Origin of the sequence: Pseudomonas sp. WJP1 (assembly GCF_028471945.1) — a bacterium.
In the GTDB taxonomy this organism is placed as follows: domain Bacteria; phylum Pseudomonadota; class Gammaproteobacteria; order Pseudomonadales; family Pseudomonadaceae; genus Aquipseudomonas.
This window is the reverse complement of sequence record NZ_CP110128.1, coordinates 3,257,044-3,272,854: the sequence shown is the minus strand read 5'-3', so window position 1 is coordinate 3,272,854 and position 15,811 is coordinate 3,257,044. Positions and strand designations below refer to the sequence as shown.

The window sequence follows — 15,811 nt, the reverse complement described above, 5'->3', positions numbered from 1 at the left end:
TCCGGTGGAGGGGTTCTGCCATGCAGCTTAAGCTCAACCCATGAACCTACAAGACACGCTACTGCCGCCCCACGCCGAGATGGTTCGCGCCATGCTCGAACGCGACACCGCCTACGAGGGGGTGTTTTTTACCGCGGTCAAGACGACCGGTATTTTCTGCCGCCCCGGTTGCACCGCACGCAGCCCGAAGCCTGAGAATGTCGAGTTCTTTGCCCACGCCGATGAGTGCCTGGCGGCAGGATATCGCGCTTGCCTGCGCTGCAAACCCACGGACGCCGCTGCAATTGCGCCGCACTGGGTGCAGCGGTTGCTCAAGTCGGTGGACGCCGATCCCGAGCAGCGCTGGACCGACGCCCAGCTGCTGGCCGAAGGCATCGAGCCGCTGAAACTGCGCCGCTGGTTCAAGCAGCATTTCGGCATGACCTTTCATGCCTGGCTGCGCACCCGGCGCCTGGGCGTGGCCTTGGGCGGGATCAAGCAGGGGGATTCCATCGACAACGCCGCCTACGACTCCGGTTACGAATCCCTCAGCGGCTTTCGCGATGCGTTCCAGAAGTCTTTTCACATTACACCGGGCCGCGCCGCCAACAGTGAGCCGCTGCTGTTCACGCGCCTGACCACTGCGCTGGGGCCGATGATCGCCATGGCCGAACGTCGCGGACTGGTGTTACTGGAATTCCTCGACCAGCCCAGCCTGACCCGGGAAGTGCAAGCGTTGCAAAACCGCTTTGGTTACGTCGTGGCGCCGGGGCATAACGGGCATCTGCAGCAAATCGAACACCAACTGACTGAGTATTTCGCCGGTGAACGGACCGAATTCAGCGTTGCCCTGCACATGCCCGGTAGCGAATTTTCCCGCCAGGTATGGGCCGAACTGGCACTCATCCCCTATGGCCAGACCACCACCTACGGTGCAATCGCTGCCCGCCTGGGCAAGCCCGGCGCCAGTCGTGCGGTGGGCCTGGCCAACGGTCATAACCGCCTCTCGATTGTCGTGCCCTGCCATCGGGTGATCGGCGCCGATGGCTCGCTGACCGGCTACGCTGGAGGCCAACCGCGCAAAGCGTTCCTGCTCAGACTGGAAAACGCAGCAGTGCAGATCACCCAACAACTCGCGTTCTGATCCCACGCATTGCAAAAGGAAGGAATCTCGATGGACAGGCTTGATGATCAACTTCATAAGCTGCATCACGACGGTCTGCTGATCCTCACCAACGTCGCCGACGCTGTCGGGGCGCGGCTGGTGGAGCAACTGGGCAACAAGGCCGTGGCTACCAGCAGTGCGGCAGTGGCCTGGGTCCATGGTTACCCGGACGGCAACACCCTGCCCCTTGAGCGGTTGGTATCGACGGTCGAATCCATCGCCCGGGTGATTTCGGTGCCGTTGACCGTGGATATCGAGGCTGGCTACTCCGACGATCTGGCACGGGTTGCCGAGGTGGTGGATGCGGTCATCGCCGCCGGTGCGGTCGGGATCAATATCGAAGACGGTGCCGCGCCGCCTGAATTGCTCGTGCACAAGATTGAAATCGCGCGGCAGGTTGCTGATCGCCGCAACGTGAACCTGTTCATCAACGCACGCACCGACGTGTACCTCAGGAGCCTGGTCCCCGCCGAAGATCGCGTGGCGGAAACCCTTGGGCGCGCCGCGTTGTACCAAGCGGCGGGTGCCAACGGATTGTTCGCGGCTGGCGTTACATCGGAGTACGAGATTGCGGCGCTGTGCCGGGGCACCACGCTGCCACTCAATGTCCTCGGTGTCCCCGGTCTGCCGTCACTGCAAGAGTTGCAAACACTGGGCGTGCGCCGCTTGAGCGCCGGCTCCGGCATCGCCGAGTTCCTCTATGGCGCCATGGCCGCACTGGCAAAAAACTTTCTGCAGACCGGCAAGCTCGACATCCATGACCTCAAGGCATTCACCTATGGCGAAGTCAACGCGCTGCTGAAACCGCCGGGGAAAGCCTGAGCCCATGTCGGACGCTTACTTACCCGCCACCGAGTTTCTAGCGTCTCTTGATGAGGATTGGCGTCGGCACATCGAAGCCATCGGCCCGTGCCTGCATCAACCTCACGCGGCCCGCGATCCCTATGAATCGCTGGTGCGGGCGATTGCCTATCAGCAACTGCATGCCAAGGCCGGGGATGCAATTGTCGGCCGGCTGCTGGCGCTGTACCCATCGATGGCGTTTCCGCGGCCCGAGCAGATTGTCGCGACGAATTTTGATCGACTGCGCAGTTGCGGCTTTTCCGCCAGCAAGATCGCCACCATTCAATGTATCGCCCAGGCTGCACTGGAGGGCGTGGTGCCCGATTACGCCACGGCGCTGGCCATGGACGATGAAGCACTGATCGAACGCCTGGTCACCCTGCGCGGCGTGGGGCGCTGGACCGTCGAAATGCTATTGATCTACAGCCTGGAGCGACCGGACATTTTGCCGGCCGATGACTTTGGCGTGCGCGAGGGTTATCGGCGGCTCAAGGGGTTGGAGGTGCAACCGACGCGCAAGCAGATGATCGAGATCGGGTTGGCGTGGAGTCCGTTTCGGACTGTGGCTGCTTGGTATTTGTGGCGGGTGCCTGGCAAATAGACCGCGTTATCGTTCATCGCTTGTAGGAGCCAGCGGTGCGGCGATCCGACTTGCCGGCGAACCAGGCGCCGCGGTTTATCCGTAATACCGCGTCATCGTTCTTCGCGGGCAAGCCTCGCTCCTACAGGGCGATGACGTCGGACCCGCCAACACATCACCCAAAGCCAATCACAACCCCGACTTCAACCGGCTGAACGCCCGAATCAAAGCCCGGTTGAACGCCTTGCCATTGTCATTCTTGCTGTACAACGACGCCCGCACCGCCTGCGTCGGATAAGTCCCCGGATCATTGCGGATCGCCGGGTCGATCAAGGTATCCGCCGCCGTGATCGCATTGGCATAGTGGATGGTGTCGGTGATCGGCGCGATCACTTCGGGCGTCATCAAGTAATCCATCAAGGCCAGCCCCGCCTCGGGATGTGGAGCGTCCTTGGGAATGACCATGGCGTCAAACCAGATCAGCGTGCCCTCTTTCGGTATCCGGTACTGCAACGAAAACGGCTTTCCAGCCGCTTGTGCCTGGCCTGCCGCGATGGCCACGTTACCGTTCCATGACATCGCCACACAGGTATTGCCGTTGGCCAGGTCGCTGATATTCAGGTCGTTGTCGAAGTAGCGAATGTACGGGCGAATCTTCGCCAGCTGCTGTTCGGCCAGTTTCAAGTCATCGAGGCTCTGACGGTTGATGTCCAGCCCCATGTATTTCATGACCGCCGCGAACACTTCGTTAGGGTCGTTGAGCAGGCTGACCCCGCAATCGGCGAATTTCGACACCACCGCCGGGTCGAACAGCATTGCCCAGCTGTCCGTTGGCGCATCGGGCAGGCGCTGCTTGACCGCCTCTTGCTGATAACCTACGCCAGTGGTGCCCCAAGCGTAGATCCCGGCATATCGGTTGCCCGGATCGAACACCGCCATGTGCTGGCGGAACTCTTCGCCGACTCCGGCAAAGTGCGGTATCCGCTGCTTGTCCACGGTCTGGATCGCGCCGCTCTGGATTGCCCGCGACAAGTGCTGCCCCGCCGTCAGCACGAGGTCGTAGCCGCTGCGACCGGTCAGCAGTTTGGTTTCGACGGTTTCCAGGGAATCGAAGTGATCGGCGACCACATGGATACCGGTTTTTTTCTCGAAGTTGCTCAAGGTGTCCGGGGCCAGGTACTCGCCCCAGATATACAGGTTCACCACCGGCTTGGCGGTGTCGGCGGCCTGCACACACAGGGGTGCAAGCACCAGCAATAACGCTTGAGTCAGTTTGTGCAGGCCCATGTTCAAACTCCCTTTTTGTTGCAGGCAGCGCCGGCGTACTGCGGCATGGTGATGCACGCGACGTTGCCGCCACCGAGGAGAATTTCCCGGGAGTTCTCGATGCCGACGATCTTGTGCTGCGGGAACAGTTCGGCCAGGGTCGCCAGCGCCACCTGATCGTTGCGATCGCCGAACAGCGGCACCACGATCGAGGTGTTGCCGGCGTAGTAATTGATATAGGACGCGCAGATTTTCGTGCCAGCCTGACGGGTATGCGTGCTGTCCTGTTGATCCAGGCCCTCGGCCTCTTCGGCCGTCCACTCCAGCACATCCGGTTGGGGCAGCTTGTGCACGATCAGCTCGCGACCACGGCTGTCGCGGGTGCTGCGCAGGATGTCGTAGGCCTCCTGGTAGATTTCCCACTGCGGATCGTCGCGATTGTCGGTCCATTGCAGCACCACCTCACCGGGGCGCACGAAGCACGCCAGATCGTCGACGTGGCCGTCGGTTTCGTCGAATTTGCAGCCCCGAGGCAGCCAGATGACCTGCTCGGCACCCAGGTAATCGGTCAAGCGGCGAGTAACTTCATCCTTGCCCAGATGCTGGTTGCGGTTACGGTTGAGCAGGCATTGCTCGGTGGTGAGAATGCTGCCCTGGCCGTCGCTCTGGATGCCGCCGAGTTCGGCAATCAACGGCGCGCGATAGCGATCGAAGCCTTCGATTTCGAGGATTTTACTGGCGATCTGGTCGTCCTTGTCCCACGGGTAGTACAAGCCGCCGTCGAGGCCGCCGTAGGCGTTGAACTCGAAGTCGACGCCGCGCACTTCACCGCTGTGGTCGTTGACCACGAAGCACGGACCACTGTCGCGGAACCAGGTGTCGTTGCAGGTCATTTCCACCACCCGTACTTGCGGCGGCAACTGGCGGCGCGCGGTGGCGAATTGCGCGGCCGAGGCGCAGACGGTGACCGGTTCGCTTTGGCTGATGGCGGTGACGATCTGCACCCAGACTTTCTGCGCAGGCTTGGCGCCATTGCGCCAGACATCGGTGCGCTCAGGCCAGCCGAGCCAGCAGCCGGACTTGGTTTCGAATTCGCCGGGCAAACGGAACCCGTCGAGTTTGGGAGTGGAGTCGAGCAAACGTGCCATGGGCAAACCTCATCAGCGGGGATTGGAATGACCACAGGCTAAGGTCGCGCACGCCCTCCTCGCCAACGATGATTATTTCGGAATACTTGAACTCAACTCATCAATCGACCAGCTGATCGTTGAACCATTCGAGCATCTGCGCCACGGCGGGCCGCTCCAGGCGAACCCGCTCGCACACCAGCGCATATTGCCCCAAGGCGGTCATGCTTGAAGTGAATGGCCGCACCAGGCGACCGCTGAGCAAATCCTCCTGGGCTGTCAGGTTATCGCCCATGGCGACGCCCTGCCCCTGGGCAGCGGCTTCCAGCGCCAACCCGGCGTGGGCGAAATACAGTTGACGCTCGGGGCGCTGGTCACCGGCATGGCTGGTGAGCCAGGCGGTCCAGGTCTTGCCGTCCTGATCGTCATGCAGCAAGCAGTGGCGGGCCAGGTCCTTCGGGGTTTTCAGGGTGCCCTGGTTGAAAAGACCAGGGCTGCACACCGGGAAAAACTGCAGCGCGGGCAATGGCCGGACGAAATACGCACTGCTGTCCACTGGACCTGTGCCATAGGTGATGGCCAGGTCGATGTCTTCACCCGGTGCCGTGGCGTCGATGGGCTGCTCGTAGAGGTGCAAGGTGATGTGCGGGTAGCGCGCATAGAAATCCGAGAGACGACTCATCAACCACTTTTGCGCCAGCTCGGCGGTGACCGCCAGGCGCAACACCGCCAGGGACGAAGGGTCGCGCAGTTCGTCGCAGGCATCACCGATCAGTTCAAAGGCCTGCTGCAGGCTTTGCATCAGGCGTCCGGCGGCCATGGTCGGGCGAATCTGCCGGCCTTCGCGCACGAACAACGACACGCCAAGCTGTTCTTCCAGCTGGCGGATCTGATGGCTGACGGCGCTGTCGGTCACGCACAACTCTGCAGCCGCCCGGCCAAAATGAGCGTGACGGGCGGCGCATTCGAAGGTTCTAAGGGCTGCCAGGGAGGGTAATCGGCGCATAGGGTCGGGTCCGGGTTTGAAGGCGGTCATGCTGACTTGGCCATCGATGGCCGTCCAGTGGGACCGCGAAGGCGTCGGAAATCGCGCCGCAAATCTTCTAGGCTGAACCGTACAACTTTGCCACGGGAGATCCCCATGCATCTCGAAGGCTCCTGCCATTGCGGCGCGGTGTCGTTCAGCCTGACCAGCGCCCACCCCTACCCCTATCAACGCTGCTACTGCTCGATCTGCCGCAAGACCCAGGGTGGAGGTGGTTATGCGATCAATATTGCCGGCGACGCCAATAGCCTCAAGGTGCGCGGGCGCAAGAACGTCGCGATCTACCATGCCCTGCTCAAGGGCGAAGGCGAAAAGCGCGCCCATCGCAGCAGCGCCGAGCGGCATTTCTGTTCGCTGTGCGGCTCGGGTCTATGGCTGTTCAGCCCCGAATGGCCGGAACTGATCCACCCCTTCGCCTCGGCCATCGACACGCCGCTACCGGTGCCGCCGCAGCACACGCATTTGCTGCTGGACTCCAAGGCCCCCTGGGTCGAGACCGAAGTGAAGCCGGGCGATAAACAGTTCGAGGGGTATCCCGAAGAATCGATCGCCGAGTGGCATGAGCGGCTGGGTTTGAGCCGTTAAAGCAAAGATCGTCAGGCGGCCGCAGGCACACCGCTGTGGAAGCGGAACTCCACATCCGGCGATTCGATCAGTTCCTGCTCGGCGGCCCGCACTTTGTCGATCACCTGGGCGATGTCCTTGGCGTCCCCGTACTGGTACGCCAGCTTCAGGTAGCCCTGGAAGTGCCGGGCCTCGCTTTTGAGCAGGCCGAAGTAGAACTTGCCCAGTTCCTCGTCCAGATGCGGTACCAACGCCTCGAAACGCTCGCAACTGCGGGCCTCGATGAATGCGCCGACCACCAGGGTATCCACCAGTTTTACCGGTTCGTGACTGCGCACCACCTTGCGCAACCCCGAGGCGTAACGCCCGGCGGACAGCTGACGCAAGCCGATCTTGCGTTTTTTCATCAGGCGCATGACCTGTTCGTGGTGCACCAGCTCTTCCCGGGCCAGACGCGACATCATGTTGATCAAGTCGACGTGGGAGTGATATTTGGCAATCAGGCTAAGCGCCGTGCTGGCCGCCTTGAACTCGCAATTCTTGTGGTCGATCAACAAGGTGTCCTGATCGGCCAAAGCGGCCTGAACCCAGCCATCCGGGGTACGGCAGCCGAGGAACTCGTGAATTTCGGGAAGGATCATGGGGCTCACGGAAATAGGTATGAAACAAAGGGCGCCGATTATACCGGCCTGCCCGAAGACCACCAGTCACACCGTTGATATGCATCAAGCCACCGAATGCCGCGCAGGAACTATAGTTGTGCAACGCCATGCTTTTTCATTTTCAGGAGATCCCGATCATGCAAGCCATTCGCAGCATTCTGGTGGTCATCGACCCCGAGCATTCGGAAAGCCTGGCGCTCAAACGAGCCAAACTGATTGCCGGCGTGACCCAGGCGCACCTGCACCTGCTGGTCTGTGACCGCAAGCACGACCACAGCGCCATGCTGGGCGTCCTCAAGGCTGCCCTGTTGCAGGACGGATACAGCGTCACTACCGAGCAGGCCTGGAATGAAAGCCTGCACGAAACCATCATCGACGTGCAGCAGGCCGAAGGCTGCGGGCTGGTGATCAAGCAGCATTTCCCCGACAGCTCGCTGAAAAAGGCCCTGCTGACCCCGGTGGACTGGAAACTGCTGCGCAACTGCCCCACCCCCGTGCTGTTGGTGAAAACCGCAGGCTCGTGGAAGGACAAAGTGATCCTGGCGGCCGTCGACGTTGGCAACATGGAGAGTGAGCACCGCCATTTGCACAACAGCATCATCGACTACGGCTACGACATCGCCAGCCTGGCCAAGGCGCACCTGCATGTGATCAGTGCTCACCCGTCGCCCATGCTGTCGGCCGCCGACCCTACATTGCAGCTGAGCGAAACCATCGAGGCACGCTATCGCGAACAGTGCCAGGCGTTCCAGGCCGAGTTCGACATCGACAACGAACACCTGCACATCGCCGAGGGTCCGGCGGATGTGCTGATTCCGTTCATGGTGCACAAACTGCAGGCAGCGGTGACCGTGATCGGCACCGTGGCGCGCAGCGGATTATCGGGGACGTTGATCGGCAATACCGCCGAAGTGGTGCTTGATGCAGTGGAGAGCGATGTTCTGGTGCTCAAGCCGCAGGAGGTTGAGGATCACCTGGAGGAGTTGGCGGTCAAGCATTGAGATTTGCAGCGCCGGGTAAATCGCCTTCGCTCGTAGGAGCGAGGCTTGCCCGCGAAGCTTTTAAAAATTAACCGCCAAACGCGTCTTTCAAAAACCCCGGCGCAATGTAGCGCTGGTAATGCGCCTCGGAGAGCAGGAAAAACTCCCGATCGATGGCGTCGCGCAGTTCCGGCAGGTTCCAGTCGCGAAACTCTGGCAACAGCACCATCCCGTAGGCTTCCAGGTTGTTGATGACCCGCGCGCCCCGGGCGATCAATTGGTAGGCCCAGCAATACACGGACTGGTGTGGCACAAAGCGGATCTTGCGCTGCTCCAGCTGCATTCTCAGCAGCGCCGGGTCGAAAATTTCCACCTTGGCCGCCATCACCTGGGACAACAATTGCTCCAGACGCAGCCACACCGCGCGTTTTTCTTCCTCGTTGTAGCCGTTCCAGTGAATCACTTCGTGGTGGAAACGCTTGCAGCCACGGCACACCAAGTCACCGTAAACAGTGGAGCAAAGGCCGACGCAGGGGGTCTTGATGGTCTGATTGGGCATAGGTAGGCAAAACGCGAAAAGCAAAACAGGATGGCATGTTAGCCCTTTGTCTAACATTGATCACCCCTCAAAGTTTCAGTCGCCAACTTACCTTTAATTTTTTTTTGCCGTAGAATCAGCCTGCCTTTTTAGGCGCCAATGTCCGTTAGAAGCTGTTTTCAAAGCGTCACGAGCACAGTCGTTCCTTCAGAGCGGTGTTGGCGAAGGGTTTTTCCAGCGGGGAAAAGCCTTGCGCCAACCCTCATCAGCTCCCGTTCTGCAGGCGTAAAACTTTGAAAGCAGCTTCTGTAAGGAATTGTCGGTAATTCTGGCTAAGTGGCTCACAACGCCATGCAGCGCATGAGTACGGCAATTTCGGGATGAGCGTCCCGGACACCCATTTGGGACCACTGATGAGGGTAATAACTGTGCTTGAAGCCTACCGCAAACATATCGAAGAGCGCGCAGCACTGGGTATCGTTCCCCAGCCGCTTAACGCCGAACAAACTGCAGGCCTGGTCGAGCTGCTGAAGAATCCCCCGGCTGGCGAAGAAGCATTCCTCGTTGACCTGATCACCAATCGCGTTCCGCCTGGAGTGGACGAAGCAGCCTATGTCAAGGCCGGCTTCCTGTCCGCCATAGCCAAAGGCGAAGCCCAATCCCCCCTGATCGACAAGAAGCGCGCTGTTGAACTGCTCGGCACCATGCAGGGTGGCTACAACATCGTGACCCTGGTCAACCTGCTGGACGACGCCGAGCTGGCGCCAGTCGCTGCCGAAGAACTCAAGCACACCCTGCTGATGTTCGACGCCTTCCACGACGTGGCTGAAAAAGCCAAGAACGGCAACGTTCACGCCAAGGGCGTACTGCAATCCTGGGCTGACGGCGAATGGTTCGTCAAGCGCCCTACCCTGGCCGACAAGATCAGCCTGCGCGTGTTCAAGGTGACTGGCGAGACCAACACCGACGACCTGTCCCCTGCGCCTGATGCCTGGTCCCGCCCGGACATCCCGCTGCACGCCCTGGCCATGCTGAAAATGGCACGCGACGGCATCGTGCCTGACGCACAAGGCGTCACCGGCCCGATGAAGCAGATCGAAGAAATGCGCAACGCCGGCTTCCCGATCGCCTACGTTGGCGACGTGGTCGGTACCGGTTCTTCGCGTAAATCGGCCACCAACTCGGTACTGTGGTTCTTCGGCGACGACGTTCCCTACGTGCCGAACAAGCGTGCCGGCGGCTTCTGCTTCGGCAGCAAGATTGCCCCGATCTTCTACAACACCATGGAAGATGCTGGCGCACTGCCAATCGAATTCGACGTTTCCAACATGCACATGGGCGACGTGATCGACCTGTACCCGCATGCTGGTAAAGTCTGCAAGCACGGCACCGATGAAGTCCTGACCACCTTCGAAATGAAGACCCCGGTCCTGTTGGACGAAGTTCGTGCTGGCGGCCGTATCCCGCTGATCATCGGCCGTGGCCTGACCGAGAAGGCTCGCGCCGAGCTGGGTCTGCCACCTTCGACGCTGTTCAAGAAGCCTGAAGCACCGGCTGAAAGCACCAAGGGTTTCACCCTGGCGCAGAAAATGGTCGGCAAGGCTTGCGGCGTGACCGGCGTTCGCCCGGGCACCTACTGCGAACCGAAGATGACCACCGTGGGTTCCCAGGACACCACAGGTCCAATGACCCGTGACGAACTGAAAGACCTGGCGTGCCTGGGCTTCTCGACCGACCTGGTGATGCAGTCCTTCTGCCACACCGCGGCTTATCCAAAGCCGATCGACGTGACCACCCACCACACCCTGCCTGACTTCATCATGACCCGCGGCGGCGTTTCCCTGCGTCCGGGCGACGGCATCATCCACTCGTGGCTGAACCGCATGCTGCTGCCAGACACCGTCGGTACCGGTGGCGACTCGCACACCCGTTTCCCGATCGGCATCTCGTTCCCGGCCGGTTCCGGCCTGGTTGCGTTCGCCGCAGCCACTGGCGTCATGCCGCTGGACATGCCTGAGTCGATCCTGGTTCGCTTCAAGGGCGAACTGCAACCAGGCGTCACCCTGCGTGACCTGGTTCACGCCATTCCTTACTACGCGATCCAGTCCGGGCTGCTGACCGTAGAGAAGAAAGGCAAGAAGAACGCTTTCTCCGGTCGCATCCTGGAGATCGAAGGCCTGCCTAAGCTGACCGTCGAGCAAGCCTTCGAACTGTCCGACGCCTCGGCTGAACGTTCGGCTGCCGGTTGCACCATCCAGCTGTCGAAAGAGTCGATCGCTGAATACCTGCAGTCCAACATCACCCTGCTGCGCTGGATGATCGGCGAAGGCTACGGCGATGCACGCACCCTGGAGCGTCGTGCCCAGGCGATGGAAGCCTGGCTGGCCAACCCTGAGCTGCTGGAAGCGGACAAGGACGCCGAGTACGCCGAAGTCATCGAGATCGACCTGGCCGACATCAAGGAGCCTGTACTGTGCGCTCCGAACGACCCGGACGACGCTCGCCTGCTCTCCAGCGTTGCTGGCGAGAAGATCGACGAAGTGTTCATCGGTTCCTGCATGACCAACATCGGCCACTTCCGTGCTGCCGGCAAGTTGCTGGAGCAGGTCAAGGGTCAGCTGCCAACCCGTCTGTGGCTGTCGCCGCCGACCAAGATGGACGCTCACCAACTGACCGAAGAAGGCTACTACGGCATCTACGGCAAGGCTGGCGCGCGCATGGAAATGCCGGGCTGCTCGCTGTGCATGGGTAACCAGGCACGTGTAGAGCCGAACTCGACCGTTGTGTCGACTTCGACCCGTAACTTCCCGAACCGTCTGGGTGACGGCGCGAACGTCTACCTGGCTTCGGCTGAGCTGGCATCCGTGGCTTCCATCCTGGGTCGCCTGCCGACCGTCGAGGAGTACATGGAATACGCTGGCAAGATCGACAGCATGGCGGCCGATGTCTACCGCTACCTGTCCTTCGACCAGATCGCCGAGTTCCGTGAAGCTGCTGCGAACGCCAACATCCCGGTCGTTCAAGCCTAACGTTACAGAGCAATAAAAAACGCCGCCCATCGTGAGATGAGCGGCGTTTTTTTATGCCTTCAGGAACTCCGCGCTAATCGTTCCCACGCTCTGCGTGGGAATGCCTCAAGGGACGCTCCGCGTTCCAGCTCTGGAAAGGGACACGGAGCGTCCAGGGCTGCATTCCCACGCGGAGCGTGGGAACGATCAGAGTGACGGGGTCAGGCGGTCAGCGAATAGATCAACGCCGAGATAGCTACCAGGCCTACCGCCACCACAAACACGTTCGACGCCTGGCCACGATAGCGCGCCATGGCCGGCACCTTGCGGATGGCATACATCGGCATCAGGAACAGGATCGCCGCGATCACCGGGCCACCCAGGGTTTCGATCATGCCGAGGATGCTCGGGTTCAGCGTGGCGACGATCCAGCACACCACCAGCATGAATGCCGCGACGATGCGGTCCAGGGTCTTGGCTGCCGGACGCTTGCCGCTCTTGACGATCAGGCCCTTGAGGCCTTCGCTTGCACCGATGTAGTGCCCCAGGAACGACTTGGAGATGGCCACGAAGGCAATCAACGGCGCCGCGAAGGCGATGGTCGGGTTGCTGAAATGGTTGGCCAGGTACGACAGGATCGACAGGTTCTGTGCCTTTGCCTCGGCCAGTTGTGCCGGCGACAGGGTCAGCACGCAACTGAAGACGAAGAACAGCACCATCACCACCATCAGCAAGTGGGCGCGGGACAGGATCTGCGAACTGCGCTCCTCGGCGTGCTCGCCGTAACGACGCTTCTGATCCACGGCGAACGCCGAAATGATCGGCGAATGGTTGAACGAGAACACCATCACCGGAATCGCCAGCCACAGGGTGTGCAGCAACGCCGACGGCGCCGGTACATCGCTGGCGGTGGCCAGGATGCCGCCGTTCCAGTGGGGAACCAGGTACACCGCCAGGAACAGCAGGGCGACGATGAACGGGTAGACCATCAGGCTCATGGCCTTGACGATCAGCTGCTCACCACAACGCACCACCGCCAGCAGGCCGAGGATCAGCACCAGCGACAGCACGGCGCGCGGTGGCGGCATGATGTGCAGTTGATGCTCAAGGAAACTGCCCACGGTGTTGGTCAGGGCCACGCTGTAAATCAGCAGGATCGGGAAAATGGCGAAGAAGTACAGCAAGGTAATCAGCGCGCCGGCCTTGATGCCGAAATGCTCCTCCACCACCTCGGTGATGTCCGCGCCTTCGCGGCCGGACAGCACAAAGCGGGTCAGGCCGCGGTGTGCGTAGAACGTCATCGGGAACGCCAGCAATGTCAGGATCAGCAGCGGCCAGAAGCCGCCCAGGCCTGCATTGATCGGTAAAAACAGGGTTCCCGCGCCAATCGCCGTACCAAACAAGCCCAGCATCCAGGTGGTGTCCTGGCGATTCCAGCTCGAAAGAGTTGCGGGTGTCGCTGCTACAAAGCGTTCGTTAACGCTATTGGCCTGATCATTCATCCGGTGGGATCTCCACATTCCGGTCACTTGCCACCCGGCCGGGACGCGTCGGAATACCCGACAGGCAGCGCCCTGGCCGAAACAGGGGCGCGATTCTGGAGGATTAGTGAACAGAAGCAAAGACTTAGGTGAGGAACGGTGGTTCCAATTTGGAAAATTTACAACAATGCACAACCCTGTGGGAGCGAGCCTGCTCGCGATGGCGGCGGCGGATTCAACACCCGCGTTGGCTGATACATCGCTATCGCGAGCAGGCTCGCTCCCACATGGATTTGCATCAACTCATCGGTAATCGCCAATCCAGCATTGATAAAGGTCGTCCATCATGTATTTTTAACGAACCTGTCAACCCTCCGGAGTCATCCCATGCCACTGGTTCGCGTCGACCTCAAGAAACAGCAGGACCCCACCTACGCCAAACGCGTCGGACAACTGATCTACGCCGCCCTGCGCAGCGCGATTGGCGTGCCGGAGAACGACAACTTCCAGATCCTCGCCGAACACGACGAACAGCATTTCATCTTCGACCCCCAGTACCTGGGCATCCAGCGCACCGACAACCTGGTGGTCATCCAGATCACCCTGAGCGAAGGCCGAACCCTGGAGCAGAAAAAGCTGCTCTACAAGACCATCGTCGAAAGCCTCAACACGCAGCTGGCCGTGCGCCTGGAGGATGTTTTCATTAATCTGGTGGAAGTGAAAAAAGAGAACTGGTCGTTCGGCAATGGCATTGCCCAATACGCCCTCTGATCGCCAACTAATTGACCTGTGAGCCGCCCATGCCCCGCGTTTCCCGCAAACAAGCCGACCTCAACCGCGAAATCATCGTCGAGGCCGCCACACGGTTGTTTCGCGAACGCGGCCTGCACGGGATCAGCGTCGTCGATGTAATGGCGGCGGCGGGCCTGACCCATGGCGGTTTCTATGGTCACTTCCAGTCCAAGGAAGCGCTGGCCAGGGAGGCCAGCGAGCGGGCCTTCAAGGAGGTGGGTACGCGCTGGCGCGAACGAATCACCCAGGGCGACGACAAAGTGGCGGCGCGCCAGGCCCTGATCAAGCCTTACCTTTCGGTCTACAGCCGCGACAACCCCGGTGAAAGCTGCCCGGTGGTGGCCTTTGCCGGCGACATGTGCCACGAGCACGCCGAAAGCGGCTTGCGCGAGCCGTTCATGGCCGGCCTGAACCGGCTGCTCGATGCCCTGGGCGAACTGATGGATTCGGACGATGCCGCCGAAAAGCGGCAGCAGGCGCTGGTGCAGTATTCACTGATGGTCGGCGCGCTGACCCTAGCGCGGGCCACCCGGGGCGACGCCCTGTCGGAGGAAATCCTCGAGGCGGCCCAGACGTTTCTGATTGAGCCCCCTGCCCCGGCCTGAAAATTCGCTGGCATCAAAAATATTCCGTGGCTTTAAAAGATCGCAGGCTTCGCTAGCTCCTACACTGAGGAGCGAAGACAGTGAGATTGCCAAATTGGTTCGCAACCAGCACTCTCGACCGACGTTCGAGCCCGACTGTCCGCTGCCCACAGGAGCAAAGCATGCCTGCAACCGTTCTGGTACTGGTTGAAACCATCAATGATTACCTGCCCATTCTCGAACATCAGGGATTTCACCTGATTTTGGCGCCCACGCCCGCCGAGCGCGCCGAGGCCATCACCCGTCACAGCGGCCAGATCGACGCTGTCCTGACCCGCGGCCCGCTCGGTCTCTATGCCGATGAAATCGCCGCCCTGCCCAACCTCAAGATCATCTGCGTGATTGGCGCAGGCTATGAACAGGTCGACCTGCAAGCCGCCGCCGACCGGGGCATCACCGTGACCAATGGCGCCGGGGTCAACGCCTCCTCGGTGGCAGACCATGCCATGGCGCTGCTGCTGTCGCTGGTGCGCGACGTCCCCCGCTGCGACGCCGCCGTACGCCGGGGCGAATGGCCAAAAATCATGCGTCCGTCCCTGGCCGGCAAGCGCCTGGGCATTCTCGGCCTCGGTGCGGTCGGCATGGCCATCGCCAAACGCGCTGCCGCAGGTTTCGACATGACGGTGAGTTACCACAACCGCCAGCACCGCAGCGATGTGCCCTACAAGTTCTGCTCGACGCCCACCGAACTGGCCCGTGCCTCAGACTTCCTGATCGCTGCCACCCCCGGGGGCCTGGGCACCAAGCACCTGATCAACCGACAGGTGCTCGAGGCCCTGGGGCCCAATGGTTTTTTCGTCAACATCGCCCGTGCCAGCGTGGTGGTCACCGCCGACCTGATCACCGCGCTCGAGCAACGGCGGATCGCCGGTGCCGCACTGGATGTGTTTGATGCCGAACCCAAGGTGCCGGACGCCCTCAAGGTCCTGGCGAACGTCATCCTCAGCCCGCATGTGGCCGGACTCTCCCCCGAGGCCACCCAAGGCACCGTGGAACTGGTAGGACGCAACCTGGTGGCGTTTTTCTCCGGCCAGCCGGTGCTGACCCCCATCGAACTGCCGAAGGACATTACCCAAGCCGTCCAGTAAGATAATTCAAACAGGTGTATCAAAAGCAATGATTGCCCGGCAACACGCT

At 61.0% G+C, this 15,811-nt stretch carries 15 protein-coding genes; 9 read left to right on the top strand and 6 right to left on the bottom strand.

From position 1 onward, the window contains the following. Positions 1–40: 40 nt before the first annotated feature. The 3 genes from OH720_RS14825 to OH720_RS14815 are packed head-to-tail and all read left to right on the top strand — an operon-like array spanning position 41 to position 2,588. A complete protein-coding gene (locus OH720_RS14825) occupies positions 41–1,123 on the top strand; it encodes a bifunctional transcriptional activator/DNA repair enzyme AdaA (RefSeq protein ID WP_272606235.1) in 1,083 nt (360 codons plus the stop codon). 30 nt (positions 1,124–1,153) lie between these two features. After that, positions 1,154–1,966, top strand: coding sequence for an isocitrate lyase/PEP mutase family protein (locus OH720_RS14820; protein WP_272606234.1), 813 nt, complete (start codon positions 1,154–1,156; stop codon positions 1,964–1,966). A gap of 4 nt (positions 1,967–1,970) precedes the next feature. Next, on the top strand, positions 1,971–2,588 hold the full coding sequence (locus OH720_RS14815) for a DNA-3-methyladenine glycosylase family protein (RefSeq protein WP_272606233.1): 618 nt from the start codon (positions 1,971–1,973) through the stop codon (positions 2,586–2,588). Between the two features lie 168 nt (positions 2,589–2,756). On the opposite strand, the gene OH720_RS14810 is transcribed toward OH720_RS14815, so the two are convergent. The 3 genes from OH720_RS14810 to OH720_RS14800 all read right to left on the bottom strand — a co-directional run bounded on the left by OH720_RS14810 (position 2,757) and on the right by OH720_RS14800 (position 5,966). Continuing rightward, positions 2,757–3,854, bottom strand: coding sequence for an extracellular solute-binding protein (locus OH720_RS14810; protein ID WP_272606232.1), 1,098 nt, complete (start codon positions 3,852–3,854; stop codon positions 2,757–2,759). Positions 3,855–3,856: 2 nt separating this feature from the next. Continuing rightward, positions 3,857–4,981, bottom strand: a complete 1,125-nt coding sequence (gene aguA / locus OH720_RS14805; RefSeq protein WP_272606231.1) for an agmatine deiminase — start codon at positions 4,979–4,981, stop codon at positions 3,857–3,859. 100 nt (positions 4,982–5,081) lie between these two features. Beyond that, positions 5,082–5,966: a LysR substrate-binding domain-containing protein gene (locus OH720_RS14800; protein ID WP_180201931.1), complete on the bottom strand. Its 885-nt coding sequence runs from the start codon at positions 5,964–5,966 to the stop codon at positions 5,082–5,084. A 135-nt stretch (positions 5,967–6,101) separates the two neighbouring features. On the opposite strand from OH720_RS14800, the gene OH720_RS14795 reads away from it, so the two are divergent. Further along, positions 6,102–6,590, top strand: a complete 489-nt coding sequence (locus OH720_RS14795) for a GFA family protein (protein WP_272606230.1) — start codon at positions 6,102–6,104, stop codon at positions 6,588–6,590. An 11-nt stretch (positions 6,591–6,601) separates the two neighbouring features. Here OH720_RS14795 and OH720_RS14790 read toward each other — a convergent pair whose 3' ends face one another. After that, entirely contained in the window at positions 6,602–7,210 is a 609-nt protein-coding gene (locus OH720_RS14790) for a tRNA-(ms[2]io[6]A)-hydroxylase (protein ID WP_272606229.1), read from the bottom strand. 158 nt (positions 7,211–7,368) lie between these two features. Between OH720_RS14790 and OH720_RS14785 the strand changes: the two genes are divergently transcribed. Beyond that, entirely contained in the window at positions 7,369–8,232 is an 864-nt protein-coding gene (locus OH720_RS14785) for a universal stress protein (RefSeq protein ID WP_272606228.1), read from the top strand. Positions 8,233–8,299: 67 nt separating this feature from the next. On the opposite strand, the gene OH720_RS14780 is transcribed toward OH720_RS14785, so the two are convergent. Continuing rightward, the gene (locus OH720_RS14780) at positions 8,300–8,770 is read right to left on the bottom strand and encodes a DUF1289 domain-containing protein (RefSeq protein WP_272606227.1); all 471 of its coding nucleotides are present in this window, start codon (positions 8,768–8,770) and stop codon (positions 8,300–8,302) included. Between the two features lie 407 nt (positions 8,771–9,177). Between OH720_RS14780 and acnB the strand changes: the two genes are divergently transcribed. Continuing rightward, positions 9,178–11,778: a bifunctional aconitate hydratase 2/2-methylisocitrate dehydratase gene (acnB, locus tag OH720_RS14775; RefSeq protein ID WP_180201980.1), complete on the top strand. Its 2,601-nt coding sequence runs from the start codon at positions 9,178–9,180 to the stop codon at positions 11,776–11,778. A 200-nt stretch (positions 11,779–11,978) separates the two neighbouring features. Here acnB and OH720_RS14770 read toward each other — a convergent pair whose 3' ends face one another. Beyond that, positions 11,979–13,259: a serine/threonine transporter gene (locus OH720_RS14770; protein ID WP_272606226.1), complete on the bottom strand. Its 1,281-nt coding sequence runs from the start codon at positions 13,257–13,259 to the stop codon at positions 11,979–11,981. A 366-nt stretch (positions 13,260–13,625) separates the two neighbouring features. Here OH720_RS14770 and OH720_RS14765 point away from each other — a divergent pair, with 366 nt between their 5' ends. From OH720_RS14765 to OH720_RS14755, 3 genes are all read left to right on the top strand, one after another. Next, positions 13,626–14,009, top strand: a complete 384-nt coding sequence (locus OH720_RS14765) for a tautomerase family protein (RefSeq protein ID WP_110752056.1) — start codon at positions 13,626–13,628, stop codon at positions 14,007–14,009. A gap of 29 nt (positions 14,010–14,038) precedes the next feature. Continuing rightward, the gene (locus tag OH720_RS14760) at positions 14,039–14,635 is read left to right on the top strand and encodes a TetR/AcrR family transcriptional regulator (protein ID WP_272606225.1); all 597 of its coding nucleotides are present in this window, start codon (positions 14,039–14,041) and stop codon (positions 14,633–14,635) included. A gap of 161 nt (positions 14,636–14,796) precedes the next feature. Next, positions 14,797–15,762: a 2-hydroxyacid dehydrogenase gene (locus tag OH720_RS14755; RefSeq protein WP_272606224.1), complete on the top strand. Its 966-nt coding sequence runs from the start codon at positions 14,797–14,799 to the stop codon at positions 15,760–15,762. The last annotated feature ends 49 nt before the right edge of the window (positions 15,763–15,811 follow it).